Origin of the sequence: Radiobacillus deserti (genome assembly GCF_007301515.1) — a bacterium.
Classification (GTDB): Bacteria; Bacillota; Bacilli; order Bacillales; family Amphibacillaceae; genus Radiobacillus; species Radiobacillus deserti.
This window is the reverse complement of the sequence record NZ_CP041666.1, coordinates 2,571,886-2,586,688: the sequence shown is the minus strand read 5'-3', so window position 1 is coordinate 2,586,688 and position 14,803 is coordinate 2,571,886. Positions and strand designations below refer to the sequence as shown.

16 protein-coding genes, 1 pseudogene and 1 other annotated feature are annotated in these 14,803 nt (G+C 36.2%); of the genes and pseudogenes, 14 read left to right on the top strand and 3 right to left on the bottom strand.

What is annotated here, in order from left to right; genetic code table 11:
* Positions 1-220: 220 nt before the first annotated feature.
* The gene (locus tag FN924_RS13765) at positions 221-1,867 is read right to left on the bottom strand and encodes a methyl-accepting chemotaxis protein (RefSeq protein ID WP_228409451.1); all 1,647 of its coding nucleotides are present in this window, start codon (positions 1,865-1,867) and stop codon (positions 221-223) included.
* A gap of 309 nt (positions 1,868-2,176) precedes the next feature.
* Between FN924_RS13765 and FN924_RS13760 the strand changes: the two genes are divergently transcribed.
* The 6 genes from FN924_RS13760 to FN924_RS13735 all read left to right on the top strand — a co-directional run bounded on the left by FN924_RS13760 (position 2,177) and on the right by FN924_RS13735 (position 5,995).
* Positions 2,177-2,677, top strand: coding sequence for an RNA polymerase sigma factor (locus FN924_RS13760; RefSeq protein WP_143895420.1), 501 nt, complete (start codon positions 2,177-2,179; stop codon positions 2,675-2,677).
* On the top strand, positions 2,674-3,567 hold the full coding sequence (locus FN924_RS13755; protein ID WP_143895418.1) for a hypothetical protein: 894 nt from the start codon (positions 2,674-2,676) through the stop codon (positions 3,565-3,567). The genes FN924_RS13760 and FN924_RS13755 overlap by 4 nt, the downstream gene beginning before the upstream one ends.
* 42 nt (positions 3,568-3,609) lie before the next feature.
* Positions 3,610-3,855 carry a DUF3841 domain-containing protein gene (locus FN924_RS13750; RefSeq protein WP_228409450.1) on the top strand — a complete coding sequence of 82 codons (246 nt, stop codon included), beginning with the start codon at positions 3,610-3,612 and terminating at the stop codon, positions 3,853-3,855.
* Between the two features lie 34 nt (positions 3,856-3,889).
* Positions 3,890-4,525, top strand: coding sequence for a hypothetical protein (locus tag FN924_RS13745; protein ID WP_143895414.1), 636 nt, complete (start codon positions 3,890-3,892; stop codon positions 4,523-4,525).
* A 37-nt stretch (positions 4,526-4,562) separates the two neighbouring features.
* Entirely contained in the window at positions 4,563-5,321 is a 759-nt protein-coding gene (locus tag FN924_RS13740) for a hypothetical protein (RefSeq protein WP_143895412.1), read from the top strand.
* A gap of 80 nt (positions 5,322-5,401) precedes the next feature.
* Positions 5,402-5,995 (top strand): YdcF family protein, encoded by a 594-nt coding sequence (locus tag FN924_RS13735; RefSeq protein ID WP_143895410.1) that lies wholly within the window; start codon positions 5,402-5,404, stop codon positions 5,993-5,995.
* Between the two features lie 124 nt (positions 5,996-6,119).
* Here the strand turns inward: FN924_RS13735 and FN924_RS13730 are convergent, their stop codons facing one another.
* Both FN924_RS13730 and FN924_RS13720 read right to left on the bottom strand, forming a co-directional pair.
* Positions 6,120-6,569, bottom strand: a complete 450-nt coding sequence (locus FN924_RS13730) for an AraC family transcriptional regulator (protein WP_143895408.1) — start codon at positions 6,567-6,569, stop codon at positions 6,120-6,122.
* 374 nt (positions 6,570-6,943) lie between these two features.
* Positions 6,944-7,354: a hypothetical protein gene (locus FN924_RS13720; protein ID WP_143895406.1), complete on the bottom strand. Its 411-nt coding sequence runs from the start codon at positions 7,352-7,354 to the stop codon at positions 6,944-6,946.
* 142 nt (positions 7,355-7,496) lie between these two features.
* Here FN924_RS13720 and FN924_RS13715 point away from each other — a divergent pair, with 142 nt between their 5' ends.
* The 8 genes and pseudogenes from FN924_RS13715 (at position 7,497) to FN924_RS13675 (ending at position 14,744) form a co-directional block, all read left to right on the top strand.
* Positions 7,497-8,336, top strand: coding sequence for a hypothetical protein (locus tag FN924_RS13715; RefSeq protein WP_143895404.1), 840 nt, complete (start codon positions 7,497-7,499; stop codon positions 8,334-8,336).
* Between the two features lie 97 nt (positions 8,337-8,433).
* Positions 8,434-9,128, top strand: a pseudogene (locus FN924_RS13710) (DNA alkylation repair protein).
* A gap of 41 nt (positions 9,129-9,169) precedes the next feature.
* The gene (locus FN924_RS13705; RefSeq protein WP_143895402.1) at positions 9,170-9,637 is read left to right on the top strand and encodes a GNAT family N-acetyltransferase; all 468 of its coding nucleotides are present in this window, start codon (positions 9,170-9,172) and stop codon (positions 9,635-9,637) included.
* Positions 9,638-10,043: 406 nt separating this feature from the next.
* Positions 10,044-10,961: a phosphate/phosphite/phosphonate ABC transporter substrate-binding protein gene (gene phnD / locus FN924_RS13700; RefSeq protein WP_143895400.1), complete on the top strand. Its 918-nt coding sequence runs from the start codon at positions 10,044-10,046 to the stop codon at positions 10,959-10,961.
* A gap of 12 nt (positions 10,962-10,973) precedes the next feature.
* A complete protein-coding gene (locus FN924_RS13695; RefSeq protein ID WP_323368612.1) occupies positions 10,974-11,618 on the top strand; it encodes a PhnE/PtxC family ABC transporter permease in 645 nt (214 codons plus the stop codon).
* 112 nt (positions 11,619-11,730) lie between these two features.
* Complete coding sequence (gene phnC, locus FN924_RS13690) at positions 11,731-12,495, top strand: phosphonate ABC transporter ATP-binding protein (RefSeq protein WP_143895398.1); 765 nt, start codon at positions 11,731-11,733, stop codon at positions 12,493-12,495.
* A 159-nt stretch (positions 12,496-12,654) separates the two neighbouring features.
* Complete coding sequence (locus FN924_RS13685; protein WP_143895396.1) at positions 12,655-13,161, top strand: DUF1648 domain-containing protein; 507 nt, start codon at positions 12,655-12,657, stop codon at positions 13,159-13,161.
* A 56-nt stretch (positions 13,162-13,217) separates the two neighbouring features.
* Positions 13,218-13,469, top strand: a binding site (T-box leader).
* 60 nt (positions 13,470-13,529) lie between these two features.
* The gene (locus FN924_RS13675; protein ID WP_143895394.1) at positions 13,530-14,744 is read left to right on the top strand and encodes an MFS transporter; all 1,215 of its coding nucleotides are present in this window, start codon (positions 13,530-13,532) and stop codon (positions 14,742-14,744) included.
* The last annotated feature ends 59 nt before the right edge of the window (positions 14,745-14,803 follow it).

Genomic DNA, 14,803 nt, shown 5'->3' with positions numbered 1-14,803 from the left:
TTCCGTTGAAGTACCGAATCAGCTGACGACATAGAATACTAAACGCAGTAATGAAGACAAAAAATCTAATTAAAAAGCAGACCGTGGTTACACACGGTCTGCTTTCATGTTCTATTTCGATTAGATGGTATATCGCTTCAATAAAGTGCTTAATTCTTGATTTAATTCTGTTAATTTTTCTGCAGAGGTTGCGACATTGGCAATTGCATTAATTTGTTCATCAATGGGATGAGGTAATTTCTTGTACGGATGCCGCTGTCTCTTCAGATACACTGGAGGCATTTTCAACGCCTTCGCTCATCTGTTTATTGTAGGTTGTCATCGCATCCATTTCATTATTTACAGCTAGTAACGCATCTGCAATTTGCTTAATAGAAGAAGACATTTGGTTGAATTTACTTTGTGTTAGAATAACATCATCATTTAATCTTTCCGCCGTTTTCATGGTTCCTTCCACTGTTTCTACTGTTTTCGTTGTCTCCGAAACGATAGTGGAAACAACTTCTTGTACTTGGTGTGTCGCATCCTTCGATTGTTCGGCTAATTTTCTTATCTCATCTGCAACAACAGAGAAACCTTTCCCGTACTCACCTGCTCTTGCAGCCTCAATACTGGCATTTAGAGCTAACAGGTTTGTCTCTTCAGCAATGCTTTCAATCGTTTCCATCACTTGAGTAATTTGCTTCGTTTTACTATTTAGGTTTTTAATTTCATCACTAATTTCTTGCGAGGCAGTCAACGAATCAGCATTCGATTTCTGTAATTGTTGAACTACTTCAATTCCCTCGTTAGAAATCTCCTCTGCGTTCGTAGTAATGTCATGCATGGATTTACTATGGTTTTCCATTGTTTTAATAGAACTGGTTAATAGCTCAACTCTTCTGTTTATCTCTTCCAAATCATTCGCTTGTTCCTGTGTTCCCCTAGCGATTTCGGTTATTGCTCCACCAACCTCATCACTACTAGCTGAAGTTTCTTCTGAAATAGCAGATAAATCAGTTGCTGAATCTAGTAAATGTTCACTAGTGTTCTTAACTTTTTCGATTAGCGTACGTAACTCACCTGACATTTTATTGAAAGCAAAGGCTAATTGTCCGATTTCATCGTTTGATTCTGGTAGATTTGTTACCTTTACATGACCATCTGCTATTTGGGTGGACGCTTCCGCAACATCTTTTAACATGTTAATCCTCTTGCGGATAGCTAAGTAAAAGACAAGTGTACTTAGTATAATAAGTCCAACAGTTGAACCAAAGATAATATATGCTAAAAGGTGTAGACCTTCGTAAAATTCATCTTGAAATACCGCAATACCAATTGTCCAACCCCAAGGCTCGTAATATTCTGTATAGGCTATTTTATCTCTAAAGGATCCATCTGATTGTTCATCAGAATAGACAACATAACGATCTGCTACGTTTTCTGACTTACCACCTGCAACAATTCGTTCACGATTACTTCTATTTTGTTCGTCTGCAGGGGCTCCGCCTACTTTAGAAGGATGGAGTTGTAACACTAAATCCTCGTCATATGCTAAAACGTATCCTTTATCTTTATATGTAAAACGTGTCTGTTGATAGTCGTACTCCCCATCTTTGTTTAAAGGTCCGTTAAGAAGGGTTCTTGCTTCCTCTTTTCCTTCCTCTAGTGTTATTTCACCGTTCTCGACTCGCGTATTAATCATTTCAATTGCAGAATACGCTCCATTTACGACACTTTGTAGATTCCTTTTACCAGACTCTAAAAGTTGATTTTTGGCAACAAAATAACTAGTGGTACCAATAATCCCCACTGTCACAATAATAATTATTGTAATCAAGAGCATAAGTTTTGTAGAGATGCTTGATATTCGTATCTTTTTCTTCATTTGTTTCCCTCCTATTTTACACATTCCCTCTTTTATCGACAAAATAATATATATTTCAACATATTTCGTTATAAATTCTCAATATTATAGTATATTTGTTTTCTATTTCACTTCTGGATTCTAATGAGAAAAGTAAGTTTCATTCAATCACTTATTGAACAATCTCCACTTGGAGCATTAGTTAATCTGTACATTGACTAAAGAGAATGACGACAATCGTTTTGGTTATGATTTTTTGAGGGAAATTTTATCCTTTTTTGTAAACTTATTAAATATAAAAACGTCTAACTTATGTAGGGGGAGGGATACATGAAAGAGCCAATCAATAGCGAGGAGTTAAACAAGGAGCTTCGCATAGTATTTCACTATTTGTTGAAAAAAGGAATATCTCATACAGATGCTCAGGATGCAGTTCAAGAAACTGCCTATAAATATCTTAAATATTATCATTCTATTCGGTCTGCAAAAGTAAGAAGTTGGTTGATGAGAGTTTCGTTAAATTATTACTATGATCAATGTAGAAAAAATAAAAAATACATATTCAATGTGGAAGAAAGATTAAATAAGGAAGAAGGTGGTGAACTACCTGAAAGCATACTCCTGGACAAAGAAGGTTCGGAGGAGTTCTATCATCTGCTTTCCAGGCTGAAACCGCTTTTTTCAGAACTTCTTATTTTAAAATATGTGTTTGAATTTTCTTATAAGGAGATTTCGGAGCTACTAGGAATAAACGTAAGCTCAGTCAAAACCAATTTATTCCGAGCTAGGAAAAAGCTAATGAGCATTTATGAGAAAGGAGGACTAGAATGAGTGAAAAAAATATAGATTCTTCTGACCATGAAGAAATGGACTTTGTAAGTAGCTCCATATTTCAAAAAAGTATGAAGAAGGCTAAATGGAAACAGATTAGTTTATTCTTCTTCATCTCTTTCATAACAGTAATCATAAGTTTTTTTGCGATTCACATGGGTACTGAGTTTCTTATCAATAAAAAATTACAAAATGAAACTGAACATAACTTTTTCGTAAAGCCTAGTAAATATGCAGGTATTAACATGGTGGATACAAGATACGATTATACAATGTTTAGTGCTATTAGTACTACAACGTATTATAAAAAGATTGGGAACAGGTCCATTGTCTGGGACGTTATAACGAAGAAGATTCCAGCAATAGGAGATGTCGAAGTAACCAACAGGGCAAGTGGTCAATCGGAAATAAATACGGTGGATGAAACGTTAAACAGGACGGTTCGATATAACCAGTTAAATAATGAACGAATTGTAGACTTCTATTATCCCAATCTAAACTATGCATTTCTGCCCAATGAACTAGATATCGCTACAGGATTAGAAGATGATACCTTAGTTGAGGTTGCGTTATCATTTAAGGAACCAATCCCTATCGATAGTCTAGGGGATTTATTAGGATATAGAAATGTAGATTGGCTGTGGATTAATAATAAATCGAAAGAGCAGTTGCAAAGTATCCAGAATAATCCGGACCACATGAAGGTTAAACATGGGGATGGTGCTTACGGTTTTTCCGTGTCTGAGGGAGTTGCTTATGGCGAAAATGCAACGAAAAATTGGAAAATAAGTGGAGCAATAGTAAGTGGAACACCTTCTGAATTGGAACGGTTTCGTGGATTAGATATGATTAGGACATCTGTACTAGGTGCGACCATTGATAAATACTAAGGGAAAACACGTCGAACAATTTGGGTATTCCCAACTGTATGCTTGACTGTTGAAGTCCCAGATAATAAAGTCCTCCTATCTAATTTTGATGCTTGGCATTGTGTTTTAAATGACTGGTTTTGCTCGATGACAAATGAAGAAGACGAATTATTTGTACAAGGCAAATTAAATATCACAAAAGAACAAAGCTGGGAAAGAATTTTTGATATTGAGAAAATACGAAAATCAGAATTGTGTAAAAAGCTTTTTGCAAAATGGTACTCTATTAGTATCGGGACAATCGGATAATACACACGATGAGTGTGGATAATGGGAGGTATGTATGCGAAAGGTTTATTTATCTATTATTGCGTTTCTATTAATGATTATCGTAACCATGTTTTTTACACAGAAGCAAGATAACAGCGCTATTCATCCGGATGGGAGTAAGGAATATCTTAACCAAGTGGAACAATCTAAGGCGACAACGTCTGGTGTGAAAAATATACAGGAGCGATTTGAAGAATATTTTTCTGGAGTGGCACCAAAATCAAATATTTTTGAAGGCCGTAAAGGAGTTTCTATTCAAGTGCAGGATATTCCTGAAAGTGAAAAGAAAGCTTATGCGGCAGCACTTCTTATAGAGGCTCAGAAATCTATAAATGTTCAAGGAGATGTGGAAGTTCCGACTCAGGAAAATATGGAGGAGTTCTTTCATCCAACCGATCAACAATTAAAGGATTTATTACATAATCAAATAGACAAGTTGTCTACAAATATCGTTCAGAAAACGGTAATGCTTAATGATGCTAGACGATTGATTGAGGATGAGCTCATTCAAAAACATTTAGAGTCCATTTATAAGAATTTAGTTGATATTGAAATCTACAATAAGGATTCTTTATACGAATTCAGTATAGCGCTTGGTAGGTATAAAGAAAGTGTAGACAAAATAATTCAATTGGGTGAGCGTTTATAAAAAGGATAAGTGGTTTTTCAAAGGAGTATAAATAGAAATGAAGTTTACCAAAGATTACTTGTTAAGAAAGCTACTCACAACAATCGTTACAACCTCAGCTCTATCATTCCTGTTTGTTTTTTTGTATGCCATTAAAGGATTTGAATTTGTTCCTGACCTAGGAAACCAACTTCTTGCTTGGTTTTTCGTTTATTTCATGTATATCGGAGTGGTCATCCTACTTTACGGCAATGTTGTCTCTATTATAGTAGATTACGCACAATATAAATGGTTTCCTAAGTCCGATTGGTTGTATGTGTTAATTCTAGGGATATTCGGATTAGCGAACGGGTTGTTCTTCCAATTGCAATCATTTGCCATTGTGGGAATGGCAGCAGCTATTCTATATGGACTTATGGATAAGTGGTTATCTAAAAGGAAAGAAAAAGAGAAAAAAATAAGAATGTTTCTTTTTGCTCCAATTGCTTTACTTGTATGTTGCTGGGGATTCCTTCAACTGATTTCTCCACCCGAACCTCCTTTTACAAAGGAAGATGCTGTAGAATTCGCAACTTCTAGTGAAGGTTCTGTTACGGCATTATTTCCGGATCAGATTGGAAAATGGGAGGGAACCATTGATGGGTATCAAGTAATAAGAAAGACCGATGCAAAGGATATTGGAAAAGAAACGTATCTTGTCACCTTTTCGGAAAGTTGGAAAAAGGGAGAGGAAGAAGGGAAAAGGACATTTTCCTACAAGGTGGAAAGAGGAAGCTTGACCATGAGTGGCGAGAATGGCGAAGTACCACCTTATTGAAAAATGGTAGTACCTCAAGCTAGGTAATGGCAGGTAGCATATTCATTATTTCAAAAATGCATTCGAAGGAATGATTTTAGTTGAAAAAACTATTGCTAAGATTAGCTTTTACTATACTAGTAATTTTACTTATTTTCATAAGTTATTCAGCGTATAGTATTTGGTCTTTTAGTAAAAAAGTACAATTAGTAAAAACGGATGTGGCTGTAGTGCTTGGAGCTGCAGCTTGGGGTGATGAGCCATCGCCTGTTTTGCGTGAGAGAATTAATCATTCCATCTGGCTTTATAAGAATGATTACGTAGACAAAATTATCTTTACGGGTGGAAAGGGTAAAGACGATACGTATGCAGAATCCGAGGTTGCAAAGGATTATGCTATCAAAAACAATGTTAGATCTGAGGATATTCTGATTGAAACGAAATCAAAAATTACAGAAGAAAATCTTAAATACGCATATGAAATTGCAAATGAGAACAACTTCCATACATTTACTATTGTAAGTGATCCATTACATATGAAAAGAGCAATCTTAATGGCAGAAAATACTGGAATGGATGCATATACATCACCGACCACAAGCTCCGTATATGAGACGTGGAATAGTAAAGTACCATTCTTTTTTCGAGAGTTGTTTTTCTATATTGGTTATATTTTTAGTTTACCATTTAGGTAGTTACAATCAGAATAGGTTTTCTACCAATGCCATTATTCTATTGGGTTATCATTTAATGAATGAAAAAGAAGAACAAGCTGCTTCTAATCAACTTGTTCTATTTTTCTAAAGACAATAAGAATGACTAAGGTTTTACAGGTACACATATTTCACAATAATGACGATCAACCATAGTCTGTTTGTATCTTTCCATAATAGGTTTACTATCCATTTGATACCCATTAGTTTGTAAAGATGGGATAATGTCTGCATAGGCTTTTTGCATAGCTTCTGCTGTATGCTCTACTTCATAGATTAGATATTTACCTCCAGTAAGCTCAGTCTCATTAATATCCTCCCCAATTTGATACTCTGCTGATAACACAATACAAGCATCAAATCTACAATCTTCAGGAGGTGTTGTTTCAGGATTATCCTGTGGAATTGCAAGTAAAGTTGCTGAATGGAGAAGGTTTCGCTTTCTTGCCCAACTTTTTAACCGCTCCATTACTTCTTTGTTTGCTGGTCCATATGGTCCTACTCCTCGTACATAAGCTACACGTAAGTTTGGAATTGCTTCTACTTTAAATCTCATTCATCAATCTCCTCTTTTTTATGGTGTGGTGCACTTCGAATGTAGCACGGTATAAAAAAATATACATCAAATTTTTTAAAATTTTTTGAATTGTTACCAATAAATGTATAATGAGAGTTTTATGAAAGGTGAAGTGCTTACTGTATATATGGAATAAAGGGAAAAGCGGCTTATTTATCGAAAGGTAATCTATAAATTGTGTGACCAAAGGAGTGTTTTGTATGGACTTAAACGATGTCATTTACGGTCATAAATCCATTCGAGAATATGAGGACCGGGAAGTAAGTCAGGAACTACTAGACGAAGCACTTCCATTACGTGTTAAGACATAAAAAACGTTTGGATGTTTATTATCCAAACGTTTTTCCCGATTATTAGCTTATTTCCTTAACAGTAATAGCTTGCGATAGCTTATTCGTTTTACAATCAATAAACTCTTCTTCCTTTACTAAATCTATCTTCATCGCAGCTTCAAGTTTTTCCGTATCTGGTCGTTTTACTACTAATATAAAGTCATTTAGTTTAAGCTCTTCCAACTTTTGGACTGTCTTCTCGTTGTCATATTGAACAGAGGAGCGAATTACGCGCTGAGCTTTGTATTTCCCACGTTTTATTTCCCCTTTCTGTTCTTTTCCAACGGTTTCATCTAAGTAGTCGTGTATTTGCTTTTTGAGCTGATTAAGCTCGTTATCTAATACTTTTTTTTGCGTGTTTAAATCATAGTATTTCTTTAGCAGATCCTCCGATAATTCTATAGACCCCTGGACATCCACTTCTTTTGCCATCCTCATTCCCCCTGCTTTTTATAATTAATTCATTTATATGAGCAAGGCGGAGAAATATTATGGAACTTTGCAGGCAATTAAAAAAAATTGTGAATAGCCAAGATATTCCGAGGGATGATAACGAAAAAAAGGTAGCCTAATCATGCCAAACTATATTCCGTATTTAATTCTCACTGTTTTAAGTATAACTATATTAATTTTGACAATTGTCCATAAACGTGACCTTGGGATTATTGTCTTATTTCTTAGCTATTCCGGGATGGTGTATGTAGCAGAGTTTTTTGTCATGATTATTGGAAATTGTTATGTTTATTACCCGAAAGTACTCTCAATACCTTATTATGATAACGTACTCGGTGCGATTGTTTCCAATTTATTTGTAATTCCAGTTTTAGGTGTAGTAACTGCGGTTTATCAATTGAAATTTCGATGGTTTGTTCTTTTTGCTTTCACGTTAACGGGTGTTTCATGGTTGTTTGAATGGCTTGATATCTACCGTGTAAACTGGTGGAGAAAGGGATATACGTTTTTCTCTATATTAATTTTTATGTCTTTAGCTAAGTATTGGATGCGTGCTCTTCAGGTAGGGGTAAAGTGGATTCGGTTTTTATCGTTGTGGATGCAAGGATGGGCGGAGGCAGCGACAGTGATGTATATCATGTCCGTTGTATTCATTCGCCACTATGAATATGGGTTTTTTGAGAATATATTTCGAGATGATATCTTCATTTCAGGGATTATGGGAATGTTTAAAGGTTTAATCTTTGCCGCGGGGGTTATTTTTTTTCGGAAATTTCGTTGGCGTCTACTTGCACCGGTTTTTGTCTATAGTATTGATTTGCCATTGTACTTCCTTGGTGTACTTGTTGTGAAAATCCCATTTGGGCTATATACAATTGTTTATATTGTGCTGGCAACATTATTGCTTTTGTGGAATCAATACGCGTATTCATTCTTTTTAAAACTGAAAAAGGATTCTTGAGTCCTTTTTCTCTAAGTGCTGACAAATTATTGGTAGGTATAGGATAATAGAGGTACTACAAATCGATAATTAGGAGGAGTTTACGCTGAATTTAGAAATGGTGATGCAGGATCTAGAAGCACTTGGTAAAGAACGAACGAAAAAAATGTACATATCAAATGGTGCGCAGGAGCCGCTATTCGGTGTGGCTACAGGTGCTATGAAGCCTATTGCTAAAAAAATAAAAACAAATCAACCTTTAGCCGAGGAACTATATGCCACGGAGAATTATGATGCGATGTATTTCGCTGGCATTATTGCAGATCCAAATGCGATGTCTGAGTCTGATTTTGACCGTTGGATGAATGCAGCTTATTTTTATATGCTTTCTGATTATGTGGTTGCCGTTACGTTATCGGAAACGGATATTGCACAAAACGTTGCAGACAAATGGATTGCAAGTGGAGAAGAACTGAGAATGTCGGCGGGCTGGAGCTGTTACTGCTGGTTTTTGGCAATCGCGCGGATGATGAATTTTCTGAAAGCAAACTTTCGTCCATGCTTGATACGGTCAAGCATACGATTCATGATTCACCAGAACGAACGAAGTACTCCATGAATAACTTCCTCTACACCGTAGGAGTATCCTACGTGCCACTTCATGAAAGGGCAGTCGAGATTGCAAAGAAAGTGGGGATAGTTGAAGTGAAACGGGATAAGAAAAAGAATAGCATCTTACATGCTTCTGACAGTATCCAAAAACAAGTGGATAGAGGAAGACTTGGGTTTAAACGCAACTATGTCAGATGTTAGCAAATGCTTAGAAAATGAAACTCATAGAATAGAGGTAAATTATGAAAGTAAAACAAACAAAGGACTATGAACTGCTAGCAAAGTTAAACAAACCAGTCCATGACTTGCATCATTCTTTATATCCGGAGTACTTCGAAGAATATGATTACGATGTCATAAAAGACACCTTTAAAAACCAAATAGATAAGGATAACTTTATTTTTCTTATTTTAGAAGATGAAGGAGAAGCAGTTGGATTTGCTTGGGTTGAGATCCGAGATTATGACCGCTATCCGTACAAGGATACGTACCAATCCGTTTATGTACACCAAATTAGTATTAATTCTGAGAAAAGACATAGTGGGTATGGAACTTTTCTAATGGACCATATATACCAGATAGCGAAGGACCATAATATTGACTTAGTGGAATTGGATTATTGGGTGAAAAATAGTAACGCAGCAAAATTCTATCAAAAACATGGATTTGAATTGTTCCGTGAAATGGTTTTTAAGAAGCTAGAAAAATAGAAACTATTTTAGAATGGGTTACGTTAGAGAGAAAATTGAATGATGTAGTGTTAGAGTCTCTTTTTGGGTTTTATGAAGCATTTAATAAAAGAAACATAGTGCCTACTATCCAGATTCCAGAACAGGAGATTAGGGTGGTGGCAGATTCATCAGCTGTCCAACGAGTGATAGAGAATTTAGTAAGTAACCAATTCCATAAGGTATTCCAGTACTCATAAATCAAAATACCTATTAATTTGACTGCAGGTTAGTACGAAAAGCCTGATTCTTCTCTGATACGGAATATTACAGTTGTTGGTTCATACAAATATTAAACAAAACGAAACCAGTTAGCGAGGTAGTCTAGCTGGTTTTTTTATGTGGAAAGAAGTGTAGGAAATAAATTGTTGGGAAGGTGGTTATCAGGATGAAAAAGTGGCTATATGTAGCCTTACTATTTAGTTTTTTCGCGATTTTATCCGCTTGCAGTAATGAGGAAGATAAATCCACGAAAGAGGAGCAACAAAAGCAGGAGTCAACCGATGACAAATCAGCATTTACAATCGGCGTTATTCCTTCCCAAACAGAAGGTGCAATGGATGATGCCATGAAAAAATTACAATCCATCCTCTCCGACGAGCTTAATCGGACTGTGAAGGTGGATGTATATCCGAACTACAATGGAGTCGTGGAAGCAATGAACTACGACAAGATTGACATGGCCTATTTAGGACCACTCACCTATGTGTTTGCTCATGCTAAAAGTGGTGCAAAGGCAATTGTGACACAATTAATTGACGGAGAACCGTTCTATCATTCCTACATCATTACACACAAAGACAACAAATGGGATAGTTTAGAAGAGCTGTTTAAAGAACCTAAAGAAATTGATTTTGCATTTGGTGATCCATCCTCAACGTCTGGATCGTTAATTCCTGGTATTGAGTTAAAAAAGCGCGGAGTGTACCAATCTGAAGAGGAATATAAGCTTAAATCTGTTCGTTTTACAGGCTCACATGATGCAACAGCTTTGGCAGTTCAAAATAAGCAAGTAGATGCTGGTGCAATCGATAGTGCCATCTTTAACCAGCTTGTAGAGTCAGGAAAAATTCAAGGAGACAAAATTAAAAAAATATGGCAGTCTGAAAAGCTTTTTCAGTATCCTTGGGCGGTGCACAAAGATACGAAGCAAGAAACAATAACAAAGCTTCAAGATGCTTTCTTAAAAATAAAGGATGAACATATATTAAATGCGTTTGGTGCTTCGGGATTTACTAAAGCTAGCAACGAAGATTATAAGAGTATAGAAAAAGCCGCGAGAAAAGAAGGATTTATTAAAGAATAGAGCTGATCATGGATGTGGATAAAGCGTCGAAGTTACATCTTTCTGGTAGGACTATCACTCCTCATTACAGTTAGTATGAAATTAACGGAGTTTGACGTTACCAAATTCCAGGATTTTCGGAATATTGTTGACTTTATAAAGCAATGGTTCCCGATGGATATGCATAATCTTACTGCAATTGTTAAGGATAGTCTGTTAACAATAGCAATGGCGTTCTTAGGTAGTATATTAGGACTGGTCATTGCTTTACCGATTAGCTTTACTGCAGCAAGAAATACTTCTTCCTCTCCCCTTTTATTTCATGTAATTCGGGTGCTATTAAGCTTTATTAGATCCATACCTGAAATTGTATTTGGCCTCATTCTATTAACTGCACTTGGACTAGGCCCATTTCCCGCAGTATTAGCGATTACCTTTCACAATATAGGGGTATTGGGAAAGTTGATTTCTGAATTGATTGAAGCTGCGGATACTGGTCCACAGGAAGCGATGCAGGCTGTTGGCGCAAGTAGATGGCTAGCCAATATTTTTGGTATTTTACCTCAAATATGGCCAAACGTCTTATCTAATTATTTTTATCGGTTCGAGGTAGCCATTCGCACATCGTTAATACTAGGTTTGATTGGAGGGGGGAGGCGTCGGGCAACGATTATTTAATGATTTTAAAACCTTTCAATATTCCTCTGTATCCTTAGATGTTTGTTTTATTATGCTAATGGTCATATTCGTAGATCTGTTCGGGAGTTATATGCGAAAGAAGGTCATCTGAATGCTTGCTAAATTAATTCAGCTTTATAACGTACAGGTCCATTATAAAGAAAGCGAAAGGCCAGCTTTATCTGAAATTAATTTGTCCTTTCAACAAGGAGAATTTGTTTGTATTCTCGGGCAAAGTGGGGCTGGAAAATCCACGCTCTTGCGTACAATAAATGGACTACAACTACCTAGTAATGGAGAAGTATTCTGGCATGATACCAGTTTACATCAAAAAAACGAAGAGCAATTAAGAAAGGTTAGACGAGAAATGGGGATGATCTTTCAACACTTCAACCTCATTCCTCGTTTAACAGTTCTTCAAAATGTGTTAACTGGTCTGTTTGGATATCGTTCTTCCTTTAAAAGCTTAATAGGATGGTTCACCAAACAAGAGTTGGAGGAAGCGGCAAATGTGATAGACGCGGTCGGATTAACAGAACAGATTTATCGTCGTGTAGAAAAGCTTAGTGGCGGTCAAAAACAGCGAGTTGGTATTGCTCGCTCCATTTTACAGAAGCCGAAGCTCCTGCTAGGAGATGAACCGGTGTCCAGTTTAGATCCAGGAACTGCCAATCAAATTTTTAAACTGCTATGGGAATTACACGAAACCCATAATCTATTAACCATATTGAATGTACATGATGTACAGCTAGCTAAAAAGTATGCTTCTAGAATTATTGCGTTAAAAGAAGGTAGAGTAGTGTTTGACGGGAAGCCTGCGGACTTCTTGGAAGAAGATTTTGTGAATACGTATGAAACAAATGGTAGTTTATCATAAAGTATCAGTAATGAACTGCTCTGGAAAATCACACCCGACACTATACTTGGGTGTGATTTTTAATTGTAGTTTAATTACATGTAAGCAATGGTTTAAAATATATATAAGAGCTTGAAATCCATTAGATGATAGTATTTAGATGGAAAAGGGGGATAGGAGATGACAAAAATAAAGGATAGCTCAAAACGTAAGCTTCCAAAAACAAAAGGGGAGTGGTTTTGGGATATTATTGGGTATTCAGCTTACATTGGTTCAATCATCTTTTTGTTTGTCATTTGGGATAGGTTACCTGAAGAAGTTCCGGCACATTACAATGCTTCGGGGGAAGTGGACAGATATGGAGATAAACAGGAACTGTTTATCCTACCTGTTGTCGGTGCTTTTATAGCTGTTTTTATGCAAGTCTTTGAACGCTTTCCAGAGGTTCATAATTATCCTAGCCGATTAAATGAATCGAATGCAGGACAGTTCTATCTATTGAGTAGAAAGCTTGTAAATCAAATAAAAAATATTAGTTTGATCCTCTTTGCGATTATCTTAATGGAATCTGTTTCCATAGCCTTAGAATGGGGGAATGGATTAGGGGCATGGTTCTTACCAATAGCCTTGTTAAGTGTGTTTATTCCGATAGTGGTATGTATCATCAAACAGAAAAAAATAAAATAGTGCAATTTTATATTGAATTTATTTTCTTTAGATGCTAGCATATGGAAAATACATAAAACAAAACGATGAAGAGAAGAGTACGTGAATTGAATTCATTTTAGAGAGCTCCGGATGCTGAAAAGGAGCATGAATTGATTGATGGAAGCAAGCCTCTGAGTTTCGCATTGGATGAACGTAATGATAGTGTGACGGGAGCTCCCGGTATAGAGCTAGAGTATAAGCAATCATTTTGCCGTACTTGAAAAGGTTAATATGGTGACGTATTAACAAACTGAGGTGGCACCGCGATGATAAATCTCGCCCTCAAGACTGATTGGTCTTGGGGGTGGGATTTTTTTAGTTTTATCCAATAAAAGGAGGTTTTATGTATGAAAAAGTGGCGATATTTGTTGACCTTACTAGTTGCCATAGGCGTTTCCAATATAGGGAGCTGGATCTATTTCATTGCTCTTAACTTGATTGTTTTAAATAAGACTGGTTCAGCTTTTGCGGTGTCTATTCTCTATTTGATAAAACCACTAGCCACTATGACGACGAATCTCTGGGCAGGAAGCTTAGTGGATCGTATGAATAAGAAAAAGTTAATGATTTTTCTCGATTTCTTTCGTGCACTTGGAGTTGCCATCTTACCATTCATGCCAACTATGATTCTACTGTATGTTGTTGTGTTTATTATAAACATGGCTAGTTCGGTTTTTGAACCGACTTCGATGTCGTATATCACAAAATTAATCCCTATAGAAAAGAGGAAATCATTTAATTCACTTCATAGTTTAGTGACGTCAGGAGGATTTTTAATTGGACCTGGCATTGCCGGATTATTGTTTCTTGCAGGGAGTCCTACTTCTGCCATTTTTATTAATGCCCTTGCTTTACTTATATCGGGTCTTCTTACCATATTCATTCCTAATGTAGAAAAGGAAGCTTTGCTTTCCTTACCAACAACGATGAAGTCAGGAAAAGTATGGTGGGAAGATTGGAAACTAGTTTTAGGTTTTAGTTTTAACCATAAATATATCATGCTGGTCTATTTACTCTTTGGTTGTGTAATGACCGTAATGGCAAGTGCAATAGATTCACTCGAAGCGGCATTTTCTAAAGAGGTCCTATCTTTAACGGATAGTGAATACGGAATGTTAGTATCCATTGCAGGAGCAGGAGTTATTATTGGAGCAATTGTGAATGCTTTTTTTGTAGAAAAAATTAAAACGAATCTATTAATTGGATTAGGTACTGTTTTGGTTTCCACTGGTTATCTCATTTATGCTTTTTCGAACACTTTTCTAGTTGCGGCTATCGGTTTCTTCTTCCTCGCTTTCTTTCTTGCATTTGCGAATACTGGATTTTTGACATTCTATCAAAATAATATACCAGCCGAGATGATGGGGAGGATTAGGAGTATATATAATTTGTTGGAAGCGATATTCATAATCGTTCTGACAAGTTTAGTTGGAGTAGGAACACACTTATTAACGATTCGGAATACCGTAATAATTAGTGTTATGGCAATGATGATACTATCTTTAATTCTACTTAGTGTATCGTTTTTTCCGTCTAAGAAAGCTGTATATATAGAAATATGATTTTTGATGAGAAGTAAAATTCTTTAATCTTTTCATTTCTACTGTATCAAATTTCTATT